This is a genomic window from Simplicispira metamorpha (assembly GCF_004341365.1).
Taxonomy (GTDB): Bacteria; Pseudomonadota; Gammaproteobacteria; order Burkholderiales; family Burkholderiaceae_C; genus Simplicispira; species Simplicispira metamorpha.
The window spans coordinates 93,231-117,355 of the sequence record NZ_SLXH01000001.1; the positions used below are offsets into that span (position 1 = coordinate 93,231).

Annotated in this window: 20 protein-coding genes; 14 read left to right on the forward strand and 6 right to left on the reverse strand. The window is 68.8% G+C overall.

Annotated features, from left to right (window positions below; translation table 11 throughout):
- Positions 1 to 72: 72 nt before the first annotated feature.
- Together gph and rpe are read right to left on the reverse strand one after the other, a co-directional pair.
- Positions 73 to 768, reverse strand: coding sequence for a phosphoglycolate phosphatase (gene gph, locus EV674_RS00465; RefSeq protein ID WP_119012398.1), 696 nt, complete (start codon positions 766 to 768; stop codon positions 73 to 75).
- A gap of 68 nt (positions 769 to 836) precedes the next feature.
- Positions 837 to 1,517, reverse strand: coding sequence for a ribulose-phosphate 3-epimerase (rpe, locus tag EV674_RS00470; RefSeq protein ID WP_119012399.1), 681 nt, complete (start codon positions 1,515 to 1,517; stop codon positions 837 to 839).
- Between the two features lie 30 nt (positions 1,518 to 1,547).
- Between rpe and apaG the strand changes: the two genes are divergently transcribed.
- The 12 genes from apaG to EV674_RS00530 all read left to right on the forward strand — a co-directional run bounded on the left by apaG (position 1,548) and on the right by EV674_RS00530 (position 17,701).
- Positions 1,548 to 1,955 carry a Co2+/Mg2+ efflux protein ApaG gene (gene apaG, locus EV674_RS00475; RefSeq protein WP_119012400.1) on the forward strand — a complete coding sequence of 136 codons (408 nt, stop codon included), beginning with the start codon at positions 1,548 to 1,550 and terminating at the stop codon, positions 1,953 to 1,955.
- Positions 1,952 to 3,937 carry a site-specific recombinase gene (locus EV674_RS00480; protein ID WP_119012401.1) on the forward strand — a complete coding sequence of 662 codons (1,986 nt, stop codon included), beginning with the start codon at positions 1,952 to 1,954 and terminating at the stop codon, positions 3,935 to 3,937. The genes apaG and EV674_RS00480 overlap by 4 nt, the downstream gene beginning before the upstream one ends.
- Before the next feature lie 180 nt (positions 3,938 to 4,117).
- The gene (locus EV674_RS00485) at positions 4,118 to 5,374 is read left to right on the forward strand and encodes a cation:proton antiporter (protein ID WP_119012402.1); all 1,257 of its coding nucleotides are present in this window, start codon (positions 4,118 to 4,120) and stop codon (positions 5,372 to 5,374) included.
- Positions 5,364 to 6,488, forward strand: a complete 1,125-nt coding sequence (locus EV674_RS00490; RefSeq protein ID WP_119012403.1) for a YbdK family carboxylate-amine ligase — start codon at positions 5,364 to 5,366, stop codon at positions 6,486 to 6,488. The genes EV674_RS00485 and EV674_RS00490 overlap by 11 nt, the downstream gene beginning before the upstream one ends.
- A gap of 179 nt (positions 6,489 to 6,667) precedes the next feature.
- Positions 6,668 to 9,079: an MFS transporter gene (locus EV674_RS00495; protein ID WP_119012404.1), complete on the forward strand. Its 2,412-nt coding sequence runs from the start codon at positions 6,668 to 6,670 to the stop codon at positions 9,077 to 9,079.
- A 27-nt stretch (positions 9,080 to 9,106) separates the two neighbouring features.
- Positions 9,107 to 10,186 (forward strand): ABC transporter substrate-binding protein, encoded by a 1,080-nt coding sequence (locus tag EV674_RS00500; RefSeq protein WP_119012405.1) that lies wholly within the window; start codon positions 9,107 to 9,109, stop codon positions 10,184 to 10,186.
- Positions 10,183 to 10,884 carry a GNAT family N-acetyltransferase gene (locus tag EV674_RS00505; protein ID WP_119012406.1) on the forward strand — a complete coding sequence of 234 codons (702 nt, stop codon included), beginning with the start codon at positions 10,183 to 10,185 and terminating at the stop codon, positions 10,882 to 10,884. The genes EV674_RS00500 and EV674_RS00505 overlap by 4 nt, the downstream gene beginning before the upstream one ends.
- On the forward strand, positions 10,881 to 12,071 hold the full coding sequence (locus EV674_RS00510; protein ID WP_119012407.1) for an alanine racemase: 1,191 nt from the start codon (positions 10,881 to 10,883) through the stop codon (positions 12,069 to 12,071). Before EV674_RS00505 ends, EV674_RS00510 begins: the two co-directional genes overlap by 4 nt.
- On the forward strand, positions 12,068 to 12,829 hold the full coding sequence (locus EV674_RS00515) for a hypothetical protein (RefSeq protein WP_119012408.1): 762 nt from the start codon (positions 12,068 to 12,070) through the stop codon (positions 12,827 to 12,829). Before EV674_RS00510 ends, EV674_RS00515 begins: the two co-directional genes overlap by 4 nt.
- Complete coding sequence (locus EV674_RS00520) at positions 12,819 to 13,628, forward strand: hypothetical protein (protein ID WP_119012409.1); 810 nt, start codon at positions 12,819 to 12,821, stop codon at positions 13,626 to 13,628. Before EV674_RS00515 ends, EV674_RS00520 begins: the two co-directional genes overlap by 11 nt.
- Positions 13,628 to 15,679 carry a PP2C family protein-serine/threonine phosphatase gene (locus tag EV674_RS00525; RefSeq protein WP_119012410.1) on the forward strand — a complete coding sequence of 684 codons (2,052 nt, stop codon included), beginning with the start codon at positions 13,628 to 13,630 and terminating at the stop codon, positions 15,677 to 15,679. The genes EV674_RS00520 and EV674_RS00525 overlap by 1 nt, the downstream gene beginning before the upstream one ends.
- A gap of 204 nt (positions 15,680 to 15,883) precedes the next feature.
- Complete coding sequence (locus EV674_RS00530) at positions 15,884 to 17,701, forward strand: alpha/beta fold hydrolase (RefSeq protein WP_119012411.1); 1,818 nt, start codon at positions 15,884 to 15,886, stop codon at positions 17,699 to 17,701.
- A gap of 153 nt (positions 17,702 to 17,854) precedes the next feature.
- On the opposite strand, the gene EV674_RS00535 is transcribed toward EV674_RS00530, so the two are convergent.
- The 4 genes from EV674_RS00535 to EV674_RS00550 all read right to left on the reverse strand — a co-directional run bounded on the left by EV674_RS00535 (position 17,855) and on the right by EV674_RS00550 (position 22,626).
- The gene (locus EV674_RS00535; protein ID WP_119012412.1) at positions 17,855 to 19,576 is read right to left on the reverse strand and encodes a solute carrier family 23 protein; all 1,722 of its coding nucleotides are present in this window, start codon (positions 19,574 to 19,576) and stop codon (positions 17,855 to 17,857) included.
- 8 nt (positions 19,577 to 19,584) lie between these two features.
- On the reverse strand, positions 19,585 to 20,289 hold the full coding sequence (locus EV674_RS00540) for a carbonic anhydrase (RefSeq protein WP_206613230.1): 705 nt from the start codon (positions 20,287 to 20,289) through the stop codon (positions 19,585 to 19,587).
- A gap of 113 nt (positions 20,290 to 20,402) precedes the next feature.
- Positions 20,403 to 20,864, reverse strand: coding sequence for an ATP-binding protein (locus EV674_RS00545; protein ID WP_119012451.1), 462 nt, complete (start codon positions 20,862 to 20,864; stop codon positions 20,403 to 20,405).
- Between the two features lie 7 nt (positions 20,865 to 20,871).
- Complete coding sequence (locus tag EV674_RS00550) at positions 20,872 to 22,626, reverse strand: uracil-xanthine permease family protein (RefSeq protein WP_165887056.1); 1,755 nt, start codon at positions 22,624 to 22,626, stop codon at positions 20,872 to 20,874.
- Between the two features lie 110 nt (positions 22,627 to 22,736).
- Between EV674_RS00550 and EV674_RS00555 the strand changes: the two genes are divergently transcribed.
- Both EV674_RS00555 and thiL read left to right on the forward strand, forming a co-directional pair.
- Positions 22,737 to 23,069: an STAS domain-containing protein gene (locus EV674_RS00555; RefSeq protein WP_119012414.1), complete on the forward strand. Its 333-nt coding sequence runs from the start codon at positions 22,737 to 22,739 to the stop codon at positions 23,067 to 23,069.
- Between the two features lie 65 nt (positions 23,070 to 23,134).
- Positions 23,135 to 24,109 carry a thiamine-phosphate kinase gene (gene thiL, locus EV674_RS00560; protein WP_119012415.1) on the forward strand — a complete coding sequence of 325 codons (975 nt, stop codon included), beginning with the start codon at positions 23,135 to 23,137 and terminating at the stop codon, positions 24,107 to 24,109.
- Positions 24,110 to 24,125: the final 16 nt, after the last annotated feature.

Sequence of the window (24,125 nt, forward strand, 5' to 3'; positions counted from 1 at the left end):
CACTATTCAATCCTGAATTGATAGCTGCTTGCGCACATCCAGAAAGGGCTGGAGGCGTTTTTTTCTGTATTTTTATGCCAGCAGCGCCAGCGAACCCACCCAGCCATCGGCATCCACATCGGTGGCGGGCTGGCCGTGGTTGTAGCCGTAGGTGACCAGCACCACAGGGCAGCCTGCGGCGCGCGCGGCCTGGGCGTCGTTGCTGGAGTCGCCCACCATCAGCGTGCGCGCGAGCGCGCTGCCCAGGGCGGCGCAGGTTTTGACCAGCGGCAGCGGGTCGGGCTTTTTGCGCTCGAAGGCGTCGCCGCCAAACACCTGGTCAAAGAAGCCGTCCAGCCCCTTGGCGCGCAGCAGCGGCAGCGCAAAGGCGGTGGGCTTGTTGGTCAGGCAAGCCAGGCGCAGGCCCGCACTGCGCAGCGCGTGCAAGCCTTCAGGCACGCCGGGATAGACCTGTGCATATTGCCCGTTGATGGCCAGGTAGTGGTGCTGGTAGCGCGCCCAGGCCTGCGGGTAAATTGCTTCTGTATTGATAGCTGCTGGCGCTTGTCCAGCTTGGGCTAGCACGTGGTGGAGTACTGATTTGATCAGGTGTTCCGAGCCCTTGCCCACCATGCGTTCGATGTGGGTGCGCTCAATGCCCGGCAGCGCCAGATCGTCCAGCATGCGGCCCAGGGCCTGGGCAAAATCGCCCAGCGTATCGACCATGGTGCCATCGAGGTCGATGATGGCGGCGTCGAAGGCGGCAGGGTTCAGGGGCAGGGCAATCATGGGGTACGAAAAAAGTCAGTCCAAGAAAAAAGGCCCGCGCGGGGCCTTGCCAGGGTGTGGGAGGGTGCTCAGGCCAGCGCGCTGCGCATGGCGTCGATCACGCTGCGGTAGTCCGGCTGGCCAAAGATGGCGCTGCCAGCCACAAACGTGTCGGCACCGGCATCGGCGGCGCGGCGGATGTTGCCCTCTTTGATGCCGCCGTCCACCTCCAGGCGGATGTCTTTGCCGCTGGCATCGATGCGCTTGCGCACGGCCTCGATCTTGCGCAGCGCCGAGTCGATAAAGCCCTGGCCACCAAAGCCGGGGTTGACGCTCATGATGAGGATGAGGTCGATGTCCTCGATCACCCAGTCCAGCACATCCAGCGGCGCTGCCGGATTGAACACCAGCCCGGGCTTGACGCCCTGGGCACGGATGGCCTGGATGCTGCGGTGGACGTGGGTGGAGGCATCGGGGTGGAAGCTGATGTAGTCGGCACCGGCCTGGGCAAACGCGGCGGCCAGCGCATCGACGGGCTGCACCATCAGGTGTACGTCAATGGGCACGGCCACCCCGTCGGGCGTGACGGCGTGGGGCTTCAAAGCCTGACACACCATGGGGCCAAACGTGAGGTTGGGCACGTAGTGGTTGTCCATGACGTCGAAGTGAACCCAGTCGGCGCCCGCAGCAATGACGCTGCGGACTTCATCGCCCAGGCGGGCGAAATCGGCGGACAGGATGGAAGGGGCAATGCGGTAGGTACGGCTCATGGCAGGAATTGTCGCAGTTACTATTCGGTCATGCCAAAGTACCAATTTGAGGTCGAAGCACAGCCCGAGTACCTGCCACGGCAGTCGTCGCCCGAGGCCGGGGTGTTCAGCTTTTCTTACACCATCACCATCACCAACACGGGTGATATCGCGGCGCAGCTGGTGTCGCGCCACTGGATCGTCAGCGATGCACAAGGCCACACCGAAGAGGTCAAGGGCCTGGGCGTGGTGGGCCAGCAGCCGCTGCTCAAGCCCGGCGAAGCCTTCCAGTACAGCAGCGGCTGCCAGTTGCGCACGCCCAGCGGCACCATGCACGGCAGCTTTCACTGCGTGGCCGACGATGGCGAGGCGTTTACCTGCCCCATCGCCCTGTTTGTGCTGGAGGCGCTGGACCCCGGCGAGCCCCACCAGCCCCTGAGCGCGAGGGTGTTGCATTGAGCAGCGGGCACAGCGAGGCGCGCAGCCTGGCCGTCCTGCTGGCGCAGCTTGACCCGCAGGCCGGTCTGGCCGAGCGCCACCTGTGGCTGATTGCCCTGTGCGCCTGGCTGCGCGGCAACGCCCAGAGCGTGCCCGAGACACTGGAGCGGCTGGCGCTGCTGGTCGATACCGTGCAGGCCCAGCCCGAAACCTGCACGCGGCTGCAAGCGTGGTGGCAGGCGCTGGCGGGTGCGGTGGACATCACCCCGCTGCTGGCCGACTTTGGCTTTGCGCCCCGCACCGCGCTGTTCAGCGAACTGGCCGAGCGCCTGCGCCTCAAGCTCCTGCCCAGCAGCCCCGAAACCATCGATGCTGCCGAGCTGTTCACCCTGGCCCTGCCCAGCGCGTTCGATGCGCAGTGGCTGGCCGCCCTGCCCGACGATCTGGCCCAGCGCCTGGTCGGGCTGTTGTCCGATGGCCCCGGCCTGCACGCGCGCTGGCAGCGCACCCTGCTGGACGCCATGACGTACTGTGCCGGACAAATCCTCTCCACCGGTTTTGCCCCCGAGCTGCGCCTGCGCATGAGCGAATCCGCGCGCGAGGCCCAGCCTTTTGCCGCGCTGATCCGCGACGTGGAGAGCCTGCGCATCGAAGTGCTGCACAGCCTGCGCACGCCCGATAGGCTGGAGCAGGCCGCGCAGGGCCTGCGCGAGCGGCTGGACGCCTGCCGCGCGGCCGCCACCACGGTGTACGCGCACTTTGAAGAAAACGGTATCTCGGTCGGCCTGGTGTTCCGGCTGCGCCAGCTGCGCGCGCGCATCGTGCGGGTGCGTGAGCTGCTCGAATGCGTGCTCTCGCCCACCCCGGCGCTGCACGCGGCGCGCCTGCTGGGGCATCTGGTGCAGGTGGCGCAGGAGCGCCACAGCCTGCGCGCGGTGCTGGCCACCAATTCGTCGTTGCTGGCGGCCAAGGTGGCCGAGCGCAGCGCTGAAACCGGCGAGCACTACATCACCCGCACCCGCGCCGAATACCTGGCCATGGTGCGCAACGCTGCCGGTGGCGGGGCAGTGATGGCCTTCACCACGCTGGCCAAGTTTGCGCTGTACGGGTTGGCGCTGTCGGCGTTCTGGGGTGGTTTTTGGGCGGGCATCAATTACGCGGTGAGCTTCGTGCTCATCCAGCTGCTGCATTTCACGGTGGCCACCAAGCAGCCTGCCATGACGGCGCCCGCCATGGCCGCCAAGCTCAAAGACCTGGGCAGCGGCGAGGCCATCAGCGATTTTGTCGATGAGGTGGCGCACCTGGTGCGCTCGCAGGTGGCGGCAGTGCTGGGCAATGTGCTGGTCGTGTTTCCGGCGGTGCTGGGGCTGTGCCTGCTGATAGCGCAGTTCACGGGCACCCCGGCCATCAGCGCCAAAGAGGCTGCCCATGTGCTGGAGGCCCAGCACCTGCTGGGGCCATCGCTGTTTTTTGCGGCCTTCACCGGGGTGCTGCTGTTTGTCTCCAGCATCATTGCGGGCTGGACAGAAAACTGGTTTGTGCTGCACCGGCTCGATTCGGCCATGCGCTACAACCCCCGCATCACCGCCTTGCTGGGCAGCGCACGGGCGGCGCGCTGGGCGCACTTTTTGCGCAACAACATCTCGGGGCTGGCCGCCAATATCTCGTTGGGCCTGATGCTGGGCCTGGTGCCCGCGTTTGCGGGCTTTTTTGGCCTGGGTCTGGATGTGCGCCACGTCACGCTGTCCACCGGCCAGGTCGGTGCAGCCGCTGCCAGCCTGGGGCTGGGCGTGCTGCAGCAAAGCGCTTTCTGGTGGGCTATGGCCACCCTTCCCCTGCTCGGCGCCATCAATGTGAGCGTGAGCTTTTACCTGGCGTTCTTGCTGGCGCTGCGCGCCCAGAACGTCAGCGGCGTAGAGCGCACGCGCCTCTACGCCGCCATCCGATCGCGTCTGCGCACAGCTCCCCTGAGCTTTTTCCTGCCCAGTCGCCAGGCTTCCTGACCAGGGCATAGCCCTGGCCGTTGCCGCAGCGCGTGCCGCTGTCCTACAGCGGCGCATCTGCAACCAACGGTAAATTCAGGCCATCGCGCGGGTTGATGCTGCCGCCCTTGGCGGGGCGTCCGTCAGCCCTTTCCTCCCCCAAAGCGGGCGCTGCCCGCTTGACGCACAAGGACGCAAGACATGAACGAGATTCTGACCTTCTGGGCGCAGTGGCTGCGGCCCTCCGCCGGGCTGCCCACGGTGCAATGGTCTTTGCTGCTGGCCGTGGCCACCATCGCGGGCTACCTGTTCCAGCGCCACATCGGCTTGCCCAAGGTGGTGGGCTATTCACTGGTGGGCACACTGGCCGGTCTGGCAGGCTTCAGCGGCGCGGTCTGGCCGCTGCAAGGCATAGGGCTGTTTCTGCTGGAGCTGGGCATTTCGCTGGTGCTGTTCGAGTGCGGGGCGCGCATTCCGTTGCGCTGGTTCCGGCACAACCCCATGGTGCTGGTGCAAAGCATTGCCGAGTCGGCCCTGACTTTCTTTGCCGTGTACTGGGCACTGCTGTGGCTGCAAGTGCCCGAGCGCGCTGCGGGCCCGCTGGCCGTGGTGGCGCTGGCAGCATCGCCTGCCGTGCTTACCCGTGTGGTCAACGACACGCGCGCCGCCGGCCCGGTGACCGAGCGCGCCATCGTGCTGGCCACGCTGTCCACGCTGTACGCCCTGACGCTGGGCAGTGCGCGCGCTGAACTGATCAACCGGCCTTCCATCACGTTCATGGACACGGTGTACCCGGTGATGGTGGTACTAGGCGTGTCGGTGGTGGTGGCAGCACTGCTGGCGCTGGTGCTGCGCATGGCGCTGCGCTTTATGAGCCCCACCAGCGAGAACACCTCCATCTTGCTGCTGGCGCTGATTGCCGCAGGCACTGCCGTGGCTGCGCACATGGGTGGCTCGGCGCCGCTGGCGGCACTGCTGGGCGGCATGCTGCTCAAGCAGCTCAACCCGCGCCCCTGGGCCTGGCCGCGCCAGTTGGGCACGGCCTCGTCGTTGCTGACCATGCTGATGTTCGTGCTGGTCTCCACCGTAGCGGCGCAGGCCGACTGGAGCGGCCCGGTCGCTGGCGTAGTGCTGGCGCTGATTGGCGTGCGCCTGCTGGCCAAGGTGGTGGGCGTGGGCCTGGGCAACGTGGGCAGCGGCGCCAGCTGGCGCCAGGCGCTGTGGGTGGGCGCCGCCATGACGCCCATGTCGTCCATTGCCCTGTTGATTGCCTCGCAGTTCGTCATGGCCTCGCCTTCCACGGGCCACCTGATTGCGCAAATCGCGCTGCCCGCCATCTTGCTGATGGAGGTGCTGGGCGCAGTGATTGCCACCGTGGCCATTTACCGCGCGGGCGAGAGTTCCAAACCCTGGGCGCCACTGACCCGCAGCGGCGCAGGAGACAACCGTGAGTCTTGAAGCCTTTACCCAATCTGAACCGCTGACGCTGGGCGTCGAGCTGGAGTTGCAGCTCGTCAACACCCACGACTACGACCTGGCGCCCTACGCCGAAGACATGCTGCGCCTGATGCTCAAAACGCCGCTGCCGGGCAGCGTGGTGCCCGAGATGACCAACAGCATGATCGAAATATCGACCGGCATCTGCCACAGCAGCAGCGAGGTGCTGGGCCAGCTGAGCCAGATCCGCGACGCGCTGGTCAAAAGCGCCGACAAGCTCAACATCGCCGTGGTGGGCGGTGGCACGCACCCGTTCCAGCAATGGCACGAGCGGCGCATTTACGACAAGCCACGCTTTCAGGAGCTGTCGCAGCTGTATGGCTACCTCTCCAAACAGTTCACCATCTTTGGCCAGCACGTTCACATCGGCTGTCCCGATGCCGATGCGGCGCTGCTCATGCTGCACCGCATGAGCCGCTACATCCCGCACTTCATCGCGCTGTCGGCCTCCAGCCCCTACGTGCAGGGGCAGGACACGGCGTTTGACTCGGCGCGGCTCAATTCGGTGTTTGCGTTTCCGCTGTCGGGGCGTGCGCCCTGCGTGCTGACCTGGGCCGAGTTTGAGCAGTACTTCAACAAAATGACCCGCACGGGCGTGGTCAAAAGCATGAAGGACTTTTACTGGGACATCCGGCCCAAGCCCGAGTTCGGCACCATCGAAATCCGTGTGTTCGACACGCCCCTGACCATTGAGCGCGCCGCTGCACTGGCCGGTTTTGTGCAATCGCTGGGAGCCTGGTTTCTGGCCGAGCAACCCTTCACGCCGCAAGAGGACGACTACCTGGTCTATACCTACAACCGCTTCCAGGCCTGCCGCTTTGGCATGGATGCGGTGTACGTAGACCCGGCCAGTGGTGAGCACATGCCGCTGCGCGAGCACATCATGCGCACCATCGACCAGATTGCCGGCCACGCGGCAGCGCACGGCGCCTCGGGCGCGCTGCACCTGCTGCGCAGCGAAGCCCACGCGGGCCAAAACGACGCACGCTGGCTGCGCGAGCGCCAGCGCGAAGAGCAATTGCTGGCCGAGGTCAGCCGCCAGGCAGCGCAGCGCTTTCGCGGCACAGGCGCTTGAACCGATGCAGCCAGCACAAGCCGTGTGGTCTGTGCTGGCAGGCGCGCAAATACCGCTGGGCCTGTACCGCGCTCGCATGAATAATCGGCGCCCATGCCTGCCTTCCTCCTCACCCATTGCACCCCGCCCACGGCCTTGAGCCATCCGGTGGCTGTGGCGCACCGCGCCCCTGGGTCAGCATGAGGCGGCTGCTATGGTGGTTCATGGCGGTGCTGGCCTGCGTGGCGGCGGGCTGTATTGCCGCCAGCGCCTACCTGACATTTGCCACCCTGCGCAGTGCGCAGCAAGAAGCCTTTGACGCCCGCTTCGCTCTGGCGGCACAGCGCGCCGCCACCGCCGCAGAAAGGGCGCTGGCGCTGGGCGTGGCGCTGACCGATCAGCCCCCGTTGCAGGCGCTGTTGGAGCGCGAAGCCACGCTGGAGCCCGCCATCGTCGCCTTTGGCATCGCCAGCGCCAGCGGCCAGCGCCTGCTGGGCCACACCCGCCCGCCCGACGGTACCCGCGCCACTACCTTGCTGGAGCGCCCCGTGCGCAACGATCTGGGCCAGACCGTGGCACGGGTGCAGCTGCGCTACGACACCTCGGCCCTGGTCAGTGCAGAGCAGCAACTGCAACAAGCAGTCCAGGCAGCCGCCTGGCCACCGCTGCTGGCGGTGTGCGCTGCGGCGCTGCTGCTGGGCGTGGCTCTGTCGCAGCGGCTGACGTCGCAATCGCACCGTGCTCCCTCTGGGGGAGTGGTGCCTGCGGGGCATCTGGGGCTGGCGCGCTGGCCGGGCGGCCTGCGCGCGCAGCTCACGGCCTTGGCCGCACTGGCGCTGTGCCTGGGCCTGCTGTGGCTGGGCTGGGGCGCACACCGCGCGGGCCAGGCGCTGATACAGCCGGTGCAGCTGGCCAAGGCCGCTGCCATCGCTCGTTCCAGCGCCAGTCTGGTCGAACACGCACTGGCCGTGGGCATTCCGCTGGACGCCCTGGTCGGGCTGGACACCCACACCAGCGCCCTGCGCCGCGACAACCCCGAAGTGGCCGACCTGGCCCTGCTGGCGACCGACGGGCGCGCACTGCACCGCCGCAGCGCAGGTGCGGCCAGCCACGCAGCCGAGGCCAGTGCGGCCAGCACCACTGCGCCTGCCGCCCGCGCACCAGTAGTGCATGCAGGCACCCACTTGGCCGATGTGGTGGTGGTGCTAGACCCCGGTGTGCTGGCGCGCAAGCTGCAAACCACGCTGCTGGACATGGCTTTTCTGGGGGCGGTGAGCCTGTTGGTGGCGCTGGAGCTGCTGGCACTGGCACTGGGCTCACGCGGCGCCCGTGCGCTGGCCGCCACCGAGGCGCGCCAGCAACGGCTGGCCCACCCACAAGCGCAGCACGCGCCCTGGCGCAGCACCAGTGCCGCAGCGGTGCGCCCGGCGCTGTTCTTGTTCATGCTGTCCGAAGAACTCACGCGCCCTTTCCTGCCAGGCTGGGCCCGGCAACTGGCACCCCAGACCTGGGGGGTGTCCGCAGAGCTGCTGGCGGGCCTGCCGCTGGTACTGTTTCTGGCGGTAGTGGCGCTGCTGCAATGGCCGCTGGCAGGCTGGTCCGAGCGCCATGGCAGGCGCGCTGGCTTTTTGCTGGGTGCGCTGCTCAGTGCAGCCGGTCTGGCGCTGGCAGCCTGGTCGGCGGGGTATGGCAGCTTTCTGGCGGCGCGGGGCCTCAGTGCGGTGGGGTTTGCGCTGGTGTTTGTGTCCGGGCAGGGCGTGGTGATTGATGGCTCAGGGGCCAGCGACCGGGCGCGCAGCCTGGCGCAGTTTGTGCGTGCCATTTTGGTGGCCGGACTGTGCGGCCCGCCACTGGGCGGGTTGATTGCCGACCGCTGGGGCGTGCCCAGTGCGTTTGCGGCCTGTAGCGTGTTGGCGCTGCTGGCCGCCAGCGTCGCCTGGCTGCAACTGCCACCCGAACGCCCCACCGCCGCCCGCGCTGCGCCCCACCCTGGCACTGCCGCCCCCGGTCTGTGGGCCAACGCACTGCGCCAACCTGGGCTGCTGGCACTGCTGCTGGGCTGCGCCCTGCCCGCCAAGCTGCTGCTGGCAGCGCTGTGTTTTTACCTGCTGCCGGTGTACCTGCAAGACAGCGGCCAGGGCAGCGCCATGATCGGCCGCCTGCAAACCATTTACCCACTGACCATGGTGTTGCTGGTGCCGCTGGCTGCGCGCCTGGCCGACCGCTGGGGCCAACGCAGTGCTTTTGTGCTGGCCGGTGGCCTGCTGGCGGGGTGCAGCGCCATACTGGCCTGGCCTGCCGGGGCATCTCCCACTGGGCTGGCGCTGGTACTGCTGGGCCTGGGGCTGGGGCAGTCGCTGTCGATTGCGCCGCAGTCGGCTCTGGTGGCAGACTTTGCCAAGGGTGCCCCGGCAGGCCACGGGGCGGGCATTCTGGGCCTGTTCCGTCTGGTAGAGCGTGGCGGCAGCGCACTGGGCCCGGCCACGGGCGCGCTGCTGCTGCCCCTGCTGGGCTTTGGCCCGGCGCTGGCCACCATTGGCCTGGGCGTGGTGGGTGCCAGCTTGGCCTATGGCTGGCACCTGCGCCGCCCAGGCCACCCCAACCGCGCGTAACCACCCTGCCCACACCTTGCACACACCATGACTGTTCGCCGCCACTTTCTCTCCCATGGCCTGCGCCATGCCGCAGGGCTGTCGTTGCTGCCGCTGCTGCCACCGGCCTGGAGCGCTGGCACCACGCCCACACCCCGGCTGCGGCACCCCACGGGCCGACCGTTCCGCATCCTGATGCTCACGTTCCGGGGCGAAACGGATGTGGATCGCGGCTTTCGCGCCTACCTGGCCGATGCCGGGCTGGATGCCCAGTTCACCGTGCGCGATGTGCAGCAAGACGCGGGCCGCGTGCCCGGAATCCTGCGTGACACGGCCCCATGGCAGCCTGACCTGATTTACGCCTGGGGCACGCCGATCACGCTGGCCGTGGTGGGCCCGCACGATGCGGCCAGCCAGAGCGGTTTTGTCCGTGACATCCCGGTGGTGTTTGCGCTGGTGGCGGCGCCGCTGCAATCGCGCATCGTGGCGCAGCTCGACGCCCCCGGGCGCAATGTGACCGGGGCAGTGCACGTGGTGCCCACCGATGTGCAACTGCGGGCCATGCAGTCGTACCGCCCCTTCCAGAAGCTGGGCGTGCTCTACAACGCCGCCGAGCCCAACTCGCGCGCCATCGTCGCGCAGGCGCGGGAGTTCTGCCAGCGCAGCGGCGCCCAGCTGCTGGAGCGCACCTTCCGCACCAACGCCACAGGCGCCCCGGTGGCCGATGGCGTCGAAGACCTGGTGGCACAGCTGCACGCCGCCGGTGCCCAGTGGCTGTACCTGCTGCCCGACACCTTTCTGGGCAGCTTGTACGAGCGCATTGCCCCCACGGCACTGAAGTTGCAACTGCCCTCGTTTGGCGCTGCCGAGCTGGCCGTGCGCTCGGGCGGGGCGCTGGTGGGGCTGGTCAGCCGCTATTACTCGGTGGGCCAGTTGGCGGGCGCCAAGGCGCTGGACATTCTGGTGGCGGGCAAATCCCCGGCCCAGGTGCCGGTGGAAACGCTCAAGCGCTTCTCGCTGCTGGTGAACATGCAGGTGGCGCGCAGCCTGCGCCTGTACCCCCCCATCGACATGCTGAATTACGCCGAAGTCATCGCCATCGGCCCCACCGAGGCCCGCCCGTCATGAGCACGCCCATCTCCCCATCCACCTCCCCTGCCGCGCCCACCCCATCCACCCTGGCGTGGCGCCTGCTGCAACCGGCCGATCTGGGCACCATGGAAGTGCTGCACCGCCTCAGCCTGGCGGGCATGGCGGCGCACACCGTCAAGGCCGAGTCGCGTGATTTTCTGGCCAGCCTGCTGCAAGGCCGGGGCCAGGTGATCGGCGCCTGGGCGGGTCAGGCGCTGGTGGCCTACGGCGTGCTGCAACACGACCTGCTGCCCGAAGACGACCCGCGCCCTCACCTGGGCCTGTCCGCAGACCGGCCTGCGGCCAAGCTGGCAGGTGCGGCCGTGGCCCCCGACTGGCGCGGCCAGCACCTGCAACGCACCCTGATTGCCAAGCGTATGGCACAGGCACAGCCCGGCGCCGTGCTGTTTGCCACCGCTGCCCCCGACAACACCGCCAGCTGGCACAACCTGCTGGCCTGCGGCTTTGCCGTGCGCGCGCTGGAATACCGCTACGGCGGCTTTGCCCGCTACCTGCTGGCGCACGACCCGGCTGCGCCATCTGCGGGCCCGGCGCTGGCAGCGTCTGGCCTGGACGTACCCTCCAGCGACCTGCCCCGCCAGCAAGCCCTGTTGCACGCAGGCTGGCGCGGCGTGGCCCCCGGCAGCACCGCAGGCAGCCTGCACCTGACACCGCCACCCGGAGGTGCCGCATGAACACCGCTGCCGCCCACGACCGCCCCCGCCTGCACGTGGACTTGCACGCCCTGGCGCACAACTGGCAGGCGGTGCGCAGCACCTTTCGGGGCCAGCGCATCGGCGCCGTGGTGAAGAACGATGCCTACGGCCTGGGCCTGGCCACGGTGGCACCGCTGCTGTGGCACCTGGGCTGCCGCGACTTCTGGGTGGCACACACCAGCGAAGCCCTGGCCTTGCGCGCCCTGCTGCCTGCGCATGCCGCGCGCATTCTGGTGCTGCACGGCCTGGGCGGGCTGGCCCCCCAAGACTTTGCCGCCCACGCCCTGGTGCCTGTGCTGGCAGGCCCCCATGAGCTGCCCGCTCTGCACGGCCACACCCACCGCCACGGCACACCGCTGCCCGTGGCCCTGCACCTGGACACCGGCCTGACCCGCCTGGGCTTTGGCGCCGCCGACCTGCCCGCACTGCGCCCCGGCAGTGCGCTCTGGGCCGACGCCCAGCCACAAACCTGGGTCAGCCACCTGGGCCGCTTCAGCGACCCCACCGCGCCCGAATGCCTGCGCCAGCGCGCCGACTTCACTGCCTGGACGGCGCAACTGCCCCGGGCCGAACGCAGCATTGCCACCTCATCGAGCGTGTTTGCCGACCCGGCCTGGCACTTCGACCACGCCCGGGTGGGCAGCGCACTGTTCGGCGTGCAAACCACCCCTGGCCACCCCCAGCCCCTGCGCAGCGTGGCCAGCCTGCACGCGCCGGTACTGCGCGTGGCCGACGTGCCCGCTGGCACGGAAGTGGGCTATGCAGGCAGCTACCGCACCCTGCGCGCCAGCCGCATCGCCACCGTGGCCATTGGCTACGGCGATGGTCTGCCCTTTGGCCTGGTCAATCGGGGGGTGCTGTACCTGTGCGGGCAGGCCGCGCCCATCGTGGGCGGCGTGGCCATGGGCATGCTGGGGCTGGACGTCAGCGCCTTTGCGCCAGGGCAGGTGCAGCCTGGCATGTGGGCGCAGGTGTACGGCCCCCAGCAGCCCCTGGAGCAGCTGGCCGCCACGGCAGGCGTGGCGCCCAACACCTTGCTGGTAACTACCGCCAGCCTGGCCACGCGGCACTACAGCGACAGCACCCACGGCGGTGACTGCTGCGATAGCGGCAACCAGCGCCTGTCACCCCCCACAGCGCAGGCACCCCAGGAGCCACAGCCATGAACCCGCGCCACCGTCTGCTGGCCATCGTGCTGGCTTGCGTGCTGGCGGTGCTGGCCAGCACCCAGGCCCTGGCACATTGGGCCGCCCGCACTGCCCACGACGCCATGGTGCAGCAGCGCGACCACTATCTGCTGCACAGCCTGCGCACCGCCGCAGAAAACTACCTGGCCATCGGCCTGAACCTGGAGCAAATGGAAGCGCTGCAAACCCTGATCGAGCGTGAACGGGCCAGCTTTGACCAGGTGCTGGCCATCGATGTGTTCGCCGCCAGCGGCACCCTGCTCTACAGCACCGACCCCAACGCCCTGGGCAGCCAGGTGCCACCGCACTGGCGCCAGGGGCTGGAGCACAGCACCCCGTGGCACACCGACGGCCCGGCGCAGCGCCAGCTGGGCGTGCGCTTTGACAACGACCTGGGCCAGGCGGCGGGCGGCATTGTGCTGACCATCTCCACCGCCACGCCGCCCCTGACGCTGGCGCAATGGAAAGCGCACGGCCAACAGGCCCTGGCGTTGCTGGCCGCCGCCGCCCTGGCCACCTTGGTCGCCTGGGCTGGGGTGGCGCTAGGTATGCGCCGCCTGATGGCGCCCTATGTGCGCGTGGCCCGCATCCTGCAAGGCCAGCCGCCAGCGCCAGCACAACCACCGGCCACGCCACTGGAGCAGGCCGCCCACCACACCCACGCCAGCTGGGCCGCCGCCCGCCAACGCGCACAACACCGCCTGCACCAGCTACAGGAGCTTGACGATGCCGACTGACTCCATCGCCACAGTGGCGCCGGTTCTGCAACCGCCACCCCAGCTCGCCCGCAGCCTGGGCTTGCTGGCCTTGTGCCTGACGCTGGCGATTGGCACGGCCAGCGCCCTGTGGTCGCTGCACCAACTGCGCACCACCACCGAACGCGAAGCCCGCACCGACGCCCAGGCCATGGCCCAGTCGGTGGCGCACACGCTGGCCCAGCAAATCGGCCGGGCGGTGCGCGTGGGCATTCCGCTGGCCGATATTCCCGGCGTACCCGCCTACCTGCAACGCACGCTGGAGCAGGCGCCGGGCCTGGCCTTTATCGCGCTGCACACCGAAGACGACACCCTGCTGCACACCACCAGCACCTCGCGCAGTGCCAACGACCTGGTGCGCGCGCCCATCCAGGTGCAGGGGCGCACCGCAGGCACCGTGGTGGTGGGCACCGCCGCCGCAGCGCTGGCCCAGGGACTGGCCTGGGCACAGGCCCTGTGCGCGCTGGTGGTACTGGGCCTGGGCCTGCTGGGCGGCTGGCTGGCCGCCCGGGGGCCGGGCCAGCGCCTGGAGCACCAGCGCCAGCAGTTGCAAGCCGGGCTGCACGGCACGCCCCCGCCCGAACCGCCCCCCGGTGCCAGCGACGACGGCGTGGCCCAGGCACTGCAAGCCCTGGCCGACGGACACCAGCAAGCGCAAGCACACGATGCCGCCGTGGCCGCCTACGCCCAAGAGCTGCTGGCAGTGGACTTTGACCAGCGCCTGCAAGCGCACATTGCCCGCATCGTGCCCGACCACCCCCACCCCGGCAAAGGCGCCTGATGCTGCTGCGCACCCGTATCACCCTCATCGTCGCCCTGGGCCTGGTGCTCACCGTGCTGGGCCTGGGCAGCGCCGGGCTGCTGCGCGAGCAGCTGCTGCAACAGCGCCTGGCCAGCACCGCCCTGGCAGCGCAAACCTCGCTGTGGGGCGAAATGCTGGCCGCCGAAGACCGCCTGCTCGACCAGGGCCTGGACCAGCTGCTGGCCGACACACGCTTTCTGCACGCCGTCCGCCTGGGCGACCTGGCTGCGCTGGAACAAGCCCTGCAAGCCCTGAACCTGCTGCCCGGCCCCGCCCAGCCGCTGGCCCTGGTGGCGCTGGTCAACGCCCGGCAAGACCCCATCGCCCTGGGCCTGGCGCCGCCGCGCCCACTGCTCGACAGCGTCAGCCTCGACCGCGCGGCCACCGGCGAATCCGTGGGCGGGCTGCGCCTGGGCGCGGGCAGCGTGCCGCTGGTGTTGTCGGCGCGCGCGCTGCCCGGCCAGACCGAACCCGTGGTGCTGGTGCTGGGGCGCCATGCCCGGCACGCCCTGGAACGCTTTGCCGAACGCACCGCCACCACCGCCAGCGTGCTGGACTTGCGCGGCGCACTCAGCGCCTCCACCGATGACGCCCTGTGGCGCAGCGCCCAGGTGCAGGTGTCGCCGCGCACGGCGCACCACGGTCAGCACGAGGTCGGGGCGCGCACCTACACCCTCAACAGCACACCCTTGAGCGACATTGCGGGCCGCAGCGCAGGCGTTCTGGTCACTTTGGGCGACCAGACCGAAGAGGCCGATGCCAGCGCTTTTCTGGGCCGCCTGGCCCTGGGCGGCACACTGGCGCTGGTGCTGGCCGTGCTGCTGGGCCTGAACTTTTACCTGGGTCGCAGTCTGCGCCCGCTGGGCAAAGCCATTGCCGCCTTGCAGGCGCTGGCGCGCGGCGACGCCAGCGTGCGCCTGCAACACGCGGGCGACGACGAAATCGGCCGCATCGCCCAGGCCGTGGTGGCCTTCCGGCGCAACGCCCAGGAGCTGGCCGCCAGCCGCACCCTGCGCGAGCGCGTGCGCAGGCGCCAGGAGCGCCTGATCCGCCACCGACTGCAACACCTGGCCGACGCCACCGACATGACCAGCCGCGAAGAAATGCTGCGCCTGCTGAACGCCACCGGCCCGCAGCCCACCGGCGCGCCCCACGGCGACGAAGAGCAGCTGCGCCAGCTGGCCGCCGTGATGGCCGAACTCACCGAACGCATCATCCAGCAGCACCAAAGCCTGTCGTCGATGATCGTGGAGCTGCGCGAAGCCCTGGTCACCAAAACCCGGCTGGCGGGCCTGGAGCAAGAGCTGCAAATTGCCGCCCAGGTGCAGCTGAGCATCCTGCCACGCCATCTGCCCGCCGACCCGCGCGTGCAGCTGCACTGCCACATCACCCCCGCGCGCGAGGTGGGCGGCGACTTCTACGACTACTTTGAAATCGACAGGGAGCACTTTGGTTTTGTCATGGCTGATGTCTCGGGCAAAGGCGTGCCAGCAGCGCTGTTCATGGCCATCACGCGCACGCTGCTCAAGGCCACGGCGCTGTTTGTGACCTCGCCCACGTCGTGCATGCGCAAGCTCAACGACCTGCTGGCCGTGGAAAACGACCAGATGATGTTCGTCACCATCTTCTACGGCGTGCTGCACCTGCCCAGCGGGCGTGTGGCGTATGTCAACGCAGGCCACAACCCGCCGTATCTGCGCCGTGCCGATGGCACCGTCGAGCCTGTGGCGCGCACCGGCGGCATGGCCGTGGCCGTGAGCGACGGCTTTGTCTACCGCGAAGGCAGCGTCCAACTGGCCCCGGGCGACCTGCTGTTCCTGTATACCGACGGCATCACCGAAGCCTTTGACATCGACGCCCAGGAGTACGGCGACCAGCGCCTCGAAGCCGTGCTGCGCGGCCTGGACGGCCAGGGCCTGGAGCCCGCCGACGTGTGTACCGCCGTGCTGGCCGATGTGCGCCAGTTCGAGCGCGGCGCACCCCAGGCCGACGACATCACCTGCATGGCGCTGCGCTGGCAGGGCGCCTGAAACAGCGCACTGCAAAAATGTGAGCTGCTCGCGCTTACTGCGCAAGCTCTGGAGGCTGTTTTGACTATCAAAAACGGATCTCGCACGGAAGGCGGGCCGTGGCACTTTGTGGGTTGACCCGCGCAGCCCGCTGCTGCACGATGCCTGCGACTTGGCCCTGGCCAGCGCCCGCCCACCGTTCACCGTCACCCCCCCTTCTTGCTTATGAACGCCCCTGATCTTTTCATCCGCACCCGTTGGGCTGCCACCCTGGCCACCGCCTTGTTTGCACTCAGCGGCTGCGGCGGCAGCGACGGCCCTGCCCCAGACCCGCTGGCCGCCTACCGCACGCAAACCCTGGCATGGCAGGAGTGCGACACCACGGCCGTGGGCGTGGACATTTCGGGCTACATCACCGCCGCCGGGGAGCGCCTGCGCTGCGCCAGCGTGCGCGTGCCCATGGACTGGAGCGCGCCCGAACGTGGCGACCTGCAAGTGGCTGTCATGCGCCTGGCGGCTGCGCAGCCGCAGGCGCGCCAGGGAGCGCTGCTGTTCAACCCCGGCGGCCCGGGGGGCGATGGCCTGTCGTATGGGTTGGTGCTGTGGAGCGCCTTTGGCAACAGCAACCCGCAAAGCCCGCTGGGCGCGCAGCAGCTGCGCCTGCTTGATGAATTCGACATGGTTGGCTTCTCGCCGCGCGGCGTCGGCTCCAGCACCACGCTGCACTGCTCCACCAACGCGCTCCAGCGCCTCGTGGGCCGCGCCAGCGCCCAGCTCAACGCCGACAACCTGGACAACGCGGCCTACAACAGCCGCACCATGGCCCAGGCCTGCCTGAACAACCCGATCACGCCCTACATCAACACCGACGCCACAGCGCGCGACATGGATTTGGTGCGCCACCTGCTCGGTGACAGCAAGCTCAACTACGTCGGCTACTCGTACGGCACCTGGCTGGGCGCGTGGTACGCCAGCATCTTCCCCGAGCGCGTGGGGCGCATGGTGCTCGACAGCAGCGTGGACTTCACTGACAACTTCGACGCCGCCTTCATCGGCCAGGTGCAGGCCCGCCAGCGCCTGCACGACGCGGTGCTGCTGCCCTACGCCGCACGCCACCCGCAGTACTTTGGCCTGGGCAGCGATGCAGCGCAGATCGGCGCGCAGGTTCAGGCGCTGAGCCCGCAGGTGCAGGACGTGCTCTATGGCGAGCTGGAAAAGCTGTTTTCCAGCCGCAGTGCCGCCGACGACTACCTGTTCACGGTCAACGGCGCACGCGGGCTCGATGCCGTGCTGCTCCAGCAGCCCCGGCCCAGCGCCCCCGAGACCGTGCAGCAGGCGCTACAGGCTTACACCTTTGTGCCTGACCAGCCCGAACCTGACCAGGAGGCACGCGCCCAAGCCGAGGTGCTGTACAGCGCCTACCGCGAGCGCTGGGAGGACTACCTGCCCGCCAGCATTTACCTCAAACCCGAAGACGCGGTGTACCGCAGCGTGGTGTGCAACGACGTGACCGGCATCACCGACCCGCAAGCCTGGAACGCGGCCATCACGCGCACTGCCGCCCAGAGCCCGGTGGCGTTTTACGAGCTGCAAACCAACCTGTGCCCCTACTGGGGCGGCCCGCGCGTGGCGCACCCCGGCATCGCGCCACTCAAAACCATGCCGCTGCTGACCGTGCAATCGCAGTACGACGCGGCCACCATCACCGAAAACGCCGAACGCTTCTACGCCCAACTGGACGGCGCCTGGCACATTGCCGTGCCCGGCGAGTACCAGCACGGCCTGTTCCCCTACCAGGAGCCCTGCCTTGATGGCACCGTGCTGGGCTACCTGCTCGAAGGCCCGGGCGGCCTGCCCGGCCAGCGCCACCTGCGCTGCCCGGCACGCCCGCTGGCGCAAGACAAAAAAGCACTGGAGGCCGCCCCTGCGCCCCAGCGCGCGGCCTTGGCCACCGTGCCCACCTACCGCGATCCGGCCTGGGCACAAGCGCGCATCGACTATTTCAAGCAGGGTGTGGGCCGTCTGGCGCGCCCCCTGCCTTGAGAAAGGTATGTTTTTGATAGCTGCTTGCGCGCACTGTGCAAGGGCTGGAGGCTGTTTTGACCATCAAAATCGCCCCCTGCCAATGCCCCTGCTGCACGCGACACCGGGCGGCCCGGGCACAGCCGCACGGGCTGCGCCCGGGCGCTGGCGGGGTCAGTTCTCGAACGTCAGGCGCAGCACGCACAGGCCTGCGCTGCTGCTGGCGCGGGCATGGCGGGCCGATCGCCCCACCAGATAGCCCGCCATTTGCAACTCGGCCTGGGCACTGGCCATCAGCTCATCGGCGCTGGGCGGCGTGGCGGCCAAGGGCAGCAAGGTGCCCCGGTAGCGCAGCACCAGGGTGAACACGTAGTCATCGAAGCCGGTTTCAATCTCGATCTCGGGGAAGGCGGTATCGACCAGGTGGTGCGCCGTCAGCGCCTCCACCACCTGCCAGCCCGCCATCTCGGCGCGGCGCACGGGCTCGTGGCGCGCGCCCCAGCGCTTGCCTTGCTGCTCCAGAAAATCGGTCACATCCTGCAAGGTGGTGTGCGCCAGGGCAAAGCGCTGGCGCGTGCCCTGGCGGATGCCCAGGCGAAACAGCGTGGCCAGCAGCACCGAGGTACACACCCCGGCGGCCAGCCCTGAGAGCGCCACAAAACGCAGATCGGGCCACAGCGCCACCACCGCTTCATGGATGGTGGGCATGCCCGTGCCCACCAGCAGCCCCACGCCCACGGCCAGCACGCGGCGGTTGTCCAGCATGCGCGAGGCAATCAACTGCAACCCGCTGAGGGTGGCAAAGGCCGAGAGGTACAGCAACAGCGCACCCGTGACGGGCGCGGGCAGCAGCAGCCAGGCCCCGGTGATGTGCGGCAGCAGCGCAGCCAAAAACAAAAAGCCCGCCGTCCAGTAGCCCAGATAGCGGCTGGTGCAGCCCGAAGCGGCTGCCAGGCTCACCGCACCGCCGCTGGCCGCCAGGGGCAGGCCATTGACCAGGGCGGCAAACAGGTGGGCCACGCCTTCGGCACGCACACCACGCGCCAGTGCCCGCAGATCGGGGCGCACCCAGTCGGCATTGGACGTGCGCTGGGCAATCGTCTGGGTGCCCATCGACGTCAGGGCCAGCGCAAAGCCCGTGACCACGTAGGGCACGATGGCTTTGGCATCAAAGGCCCAGCCAAACACCGGCAGTTGCGGCACCCAGAACCAGGGCATGTCTTGCCACTGGTGCAGCTCCTGTGCGGGCACCAGATCCAGCAGCACACTGGCCAACATGCCCGCCAGCAGCCCCAGCAGCGGCGCAAACAGGCGCAGCACGGTTTTGACCCAGACATTGCACGCCACCATGGTGGCAAAGGTGAGCAGGCCCACCAGCAAACTGGCGCCTGAAGCGGGTGTGCCATCCGTGCCGTGGCCAAAAATCTCCCGGAAACCCAGGTGCCCCAACCCCAGGCCGATGAGCATCACCGCCACGCCCGACACCTCGACGGTGAACACATTGCGCAGCCGCATGATCAGAAAGCTGAACGCCACCTGCGACAGGCCAATCACCCAGACCATGCCAAACACCGTGGCCAGCGTGGCCCCGGGCAGGCTGCTGACCAGGTACATGGCGGGCAGCACCGCGCCCGTGGCCTGCAACGGGTAGTAGTAGCGCGCGCCCAGGTGGCGCATGCCCCGCACCTGCAACAAGATCACGAACGCCGACACCAGCAGCGTGGACGAGACAATGTTCAGAAAATCGTGGTGCCCCAGCCCCTGGGCGCGCACATAAATTTCCGGTATCACCAGCAATGCGCCCAAAAAGGCCAGTTGCTGCAAAGCCAGCCCGGCGCCCAGGCGCGCGGGCAGCGGGTCGTCAACGCCAAAGGCGATGTTGTCGGGGCGGCGCATGGGCAGGCTCAGAGCACGGGCATGAGCTGCATGCCACCGGGCTCGGTGGCCCAGAGGTCGCCGGTGTCCAGATCAAACCACCAGCCGTGCAGCACCAGCGTGCCCGCCTCGACGCGCTCGCGCACCCAGGGGTACGAGAGCAGGTTCTTCAGCGACCCGGCAATGGCGGCGCGCTCGACCAGGTGGGCGTTCTCGCGCAGGCGCTGCAACGACGCTTGCAGCGGCTGGCCGTGCTCGTCTTTTTCTGAGAGGTACAGGCGGCTGGCGTCCAGCGCCATAGACACCCAGCCGCCGATGAAGTCGCGGTCAGGCCACTGGCCGCCCGCTGCGCCCAGCATGGCCTTGATGCCGCCGCAGTGCGCGTGGCCCAGCACGATGATGTGGTCTACCTTCAGGTCGCGCACCGCGTACTCAATGGCGGCACCGGCGCCGTCGTAGTGGCGGGTGGTGTCGTAGGGCGGCACCAGATTGGCCACGTTGCGCACGACAAACAGCTGGCCCGGCTCGGCGTCCGACAGCAAGGTGGGATCGACCCGGGAGTCGCTGCAAGAAATCAGCAAAGCGGGTGGCGACTGGCCCTGCTCGACCAGACCGCGCATCAGCGTGGAGTTTTCTTCGTAAAACCGGGTACGAAAGCGCCGGATGCCCTCCAGCAAGTGGCTGATGTCGCGGCATGGCGTTGCCTGGCCCTGCGCCTGATGGTTTTGCTCCAAGGTAGTCCCCGAAAAGTTGAGTGGTTGAACGCACAAGCCCTGCCCATGCAGGCCCTGCACGGGTGGCATTTTGCCTACGTTGGAAGGCAGCGCCGCGCCCGGGCCTGGCGCGCTCAGGCGGCCCACGCTGCACCCAGCAGCAGCACGTTGCGGTCGCCCTGGCGCTGGTAATGCAGCGTGTGCAGGTAGTGGCGCATCAGGCGCAGGCCGTGGCCGCCAACACGCGCATCGTCCAGTGAAAGGGCCAGCTCGGGCGGCTCCTGGGCCGTGGGATCGAAAGCGGCGCTATCGTCCTCCATGCGCAGCGCCACGCCATAGGGCGTGCGGCCACACTCCAGGCGCAGGCCCAGCTGCGGCTGCCCCGGCGGCGCCTGGGCATAAGAGACGACATTGGTGAGGGCCTCATCGGCGCACAGCGTCAGGGCAAACAGCGTGCGCGCTGGCCAGCCGTCGCGCTCGGCCAGGGCCTCCAGCCATGCCAGCGCCTGGGCCACGCCCTGCACCGAGGGCTCGGGCACCAGCACATCGGGCGGGGCAAGGTACACAGAGCCATCATTGGGGGCAGTGGCGTTCATGGTGTCCTCAATGTTCAAAATGCAGGCGCAGCGCAGCAGGCCCGGCACCACCGTCCGCCACCTCCACCCGGTCGGCCAGGTGGCGCAGCAACAGGCCCGAGACGTTCAGCAACGCAGCGTCCAGCGCGGCGTCATCGGCGTCCAGCAGCGAGGCGTGTGGCGCCGCCGTGCCGTGGGCGGCAGCAGAGGTCAGCGCCAGGGCGGGGCCGCTGTGCAGCAGCTCAATGTCGAGGTTGAACTCGTCAAAGCTGCCCCGGATGGCCACCAGCGAACGCCCGCCTGCGGCGGCGATGGCCTCGGCGCCCTCCAGCGTGGCCAGGGCCGCGCGCTGCACCACCGCACGGCGCGCCCCCCAGGCGCCACCACGGCCTTCGACAAAGCCGGTGATATCGGCATGCAGGGTGCTGCTGGCCATGTCCAGGCGTTGCTCGGCGCGCTGCGCCGTGCCCAGGCGAAACAGCAGGTTGAGCGCAATCACCAGCAAACCCGCCACCAGAAAACCGCTGCCCAGCAAGAACCGCAAACCCTCGGGCGCTGCCTGCACCAAGGGCGGCATAAGCATGGTGGCCAGACCGGCACTGATGGACAGGCCCACCGCAAAAATGCCCCGGCTGTCCATGGCCCGCGAGGCGATCAGCTCCATGCCCGAGACGATCAGAAAGCCCGCCGCATACAGCTCCACCGCCCCCAAGACCGGCGTCGGGATAAGCGTCAGGCCCAACGTAGCCTGGGGCATGAACGCCACCAGCGCCAGCATCGCTGCTGTGGCCAGGCCAATCACGCGGGCCGTGGAATGGGTGGCATGGGCCAGCGCGATATTGGCCGAACACACGCAAGAGGGAAAGCTGCCCAGCAGGCCGCAGGCCAGATCGCCCAGGCCATTGGCCTTGATGCCGCCACCCACGGCCTGCATGTTGGCGCGCTTCCAGTCGGCATCGTCCATTTTGTCCAGGATGATGACGCTGCCCAGCGTATCGAGCTGGCTGAGCACGGCGATGAGCGCAATCGCCACCACCATGGCCGGGTCGATGCGAAACACGGGCGCTGCCACGCTGGGCAGGGCCAGCACGGGGGCGCTGCGCAGGGCATCGAGGCCCTCCAGCTGCCCTGTCAGCGCCGCCACGGCCACGCCAATGGCAATGCCCGCCATCAGCCCCAGCAGCCGGGTACGCCGCCCGCCCCACACCGACAGCGCAATGATGCAGCCCAGCGTGGACGCCGCAATGGCGGCACTGACCGGGTTGATGCGCCACTGCGCATCCACGCCCAGCGAATGGCGCACCGCCGACTCCACCAACCCCAGCCCGCCCATGCAAATGACCGTGCCGACCACAGCAGGAGGAAACAAGGCGCGCATGCGCGTCACCAGCGGGCCCACGGCCAGGGCGGCTGCGCCGTACACCAGCGTGGCCACCGCAATGCCCCCCGGGCCGTGCGCGGCCACCAGGGCGGCCACCAGCGTGATCATGAACGGATTGGGCATGTGTACCAGCAGCGCGCCGCTGCCCGTGCGCCCGCCCCAGGCCTGCAAGGCCGTACACAAGGCCATGCCCAGCAAAGTCATGGCCACCATGGACTGGGTGCCCTGCCGGTCCAGCCCCGCAATCTGCGCCGTAGCCAGCACATAGGTGATGAAAGCCATGGCCGTGGCCGCGTGCTGCCCCGCCAGCACCAGCAGCGCAAACCGGGGCGGCCGGTCATCGGCGGCAAACAACAACTCCGGGGGGCGGCGGCGCACAGGCGACGGGGGCAGGCGGGGCAACAAAAGTGGCATCGGAAGAGCGGGCAAATGGGGGGTACAAGGCCACGGTATCATCGCGGCGGCTCTGAATTCTGCGACAAACCTCCGCCCCAGCACACTGAAATATTCCCATGACCATCGCCCTCGAATCCGCCGCCAACGCCCAGATTGTTGCCCTGCAAGGCCAGATCAACAGCGCCAATGCCGCCACCACCGAAGCAGAAGTTCTGGCCCTGATCGCCAGCGGACAAAAAAACCTGGTGATCGACTTTGCTGCCCTGGACTACATCTCCAGCGCCGGTCTGCGCATGGTGCTGGTGGTGGCCAAGCGGCTCAAGCAAGAAGGCGGCAAGCTGGTGCTGTGCACCATGCAGCCGCACATCCGCGAGGTGTTTGACATCAGCGGTTTTCTGGCCATCCTCAACGTCACCGCCACGCGCGCCGAGGCCCTGGCGCAGTTCTGACACCGGCGCACGGCCTGCGCACCACACCACCGCCCCCCCCACGCCATCGCCCCGCCACCGTCCCCATGGGCGAGTTCGACCTGATTGCACGCTACTTCACCCGCCCCGTGCGGCGCGCGGTGCTGGGCGTGGGCGACGACTGCGCCCTGCTGGCACCCACGCCGGGCATGCAACTGGCGGTGTCCAGCGACATGCTGGTCGAGGGACGGCACTTTTTTGCCGGCACCGATGCCCGCCGCCTGGGCCACAAGGCGCTGGCCGTCAACCTGTCTGACCTGGCCGCCTGCGGTGCGCGGCCCCTGGCTTTTACGCTGGCGCTGGCCCTGCCCGCCGTAGATGCCGCCTGGCTGCAAGGCTTCTCGGCGGGGCTGCTGGCGCTGGCCGACGCCCACGGCTGCGAGCTGATCGGCGGCGACACCACGCAAGGCCCGCTGAACATCTGCATCACCGTCTTTGGCGAGGTGCCTGCGGGCCAGGCCCTGCTGCGCAGCGGCGCGCGCGCGGGCGACGACCTCTACGTCAGTGGCACGCTGGGCGATGCGCGCCTGGCGCTCGAAGCCCTGCAAGGCCACACCACCCTGGCGCCCGGCGTGCTGGCCACCGCCCGCCAGCGCCTGGAGGCCCCCACGCCCCGCGTGGCCCTGGGCCAGGCGCTGCGCGGCGTGGCCAGCAGCGCGCTGGACGTGAGCGACGGCCTGCTGGGCGACCTGGGCCACATCCTGCGCGCCTCGGGCGTAGGCGCCTGCATCCACACCACAGAAACTATCAAATTGATAGCTGCTAGCGCACACCCAGAAAGCGCTGGAGGCCATTTTGATACTGAATTACTGCACCAATGCACCCTGGCCGGGGGCGACGATTACGAGCTGGCCTTCACCGCCCCGGTGGCGCAGCGCGCGGCGGTGGCCGCTGCGGCGCAGGCCAGCGCCACGCCGGTCACGCGCATTGGCTGCATCGAGGCTGCGCCGGGGCTGCGCCTGATCGACGCCCACGGCCAGCCCATGCCCCAGCGCTACGCCTCGTTCGACCACTTCGCCTGACGCGGGCGGACGGCGC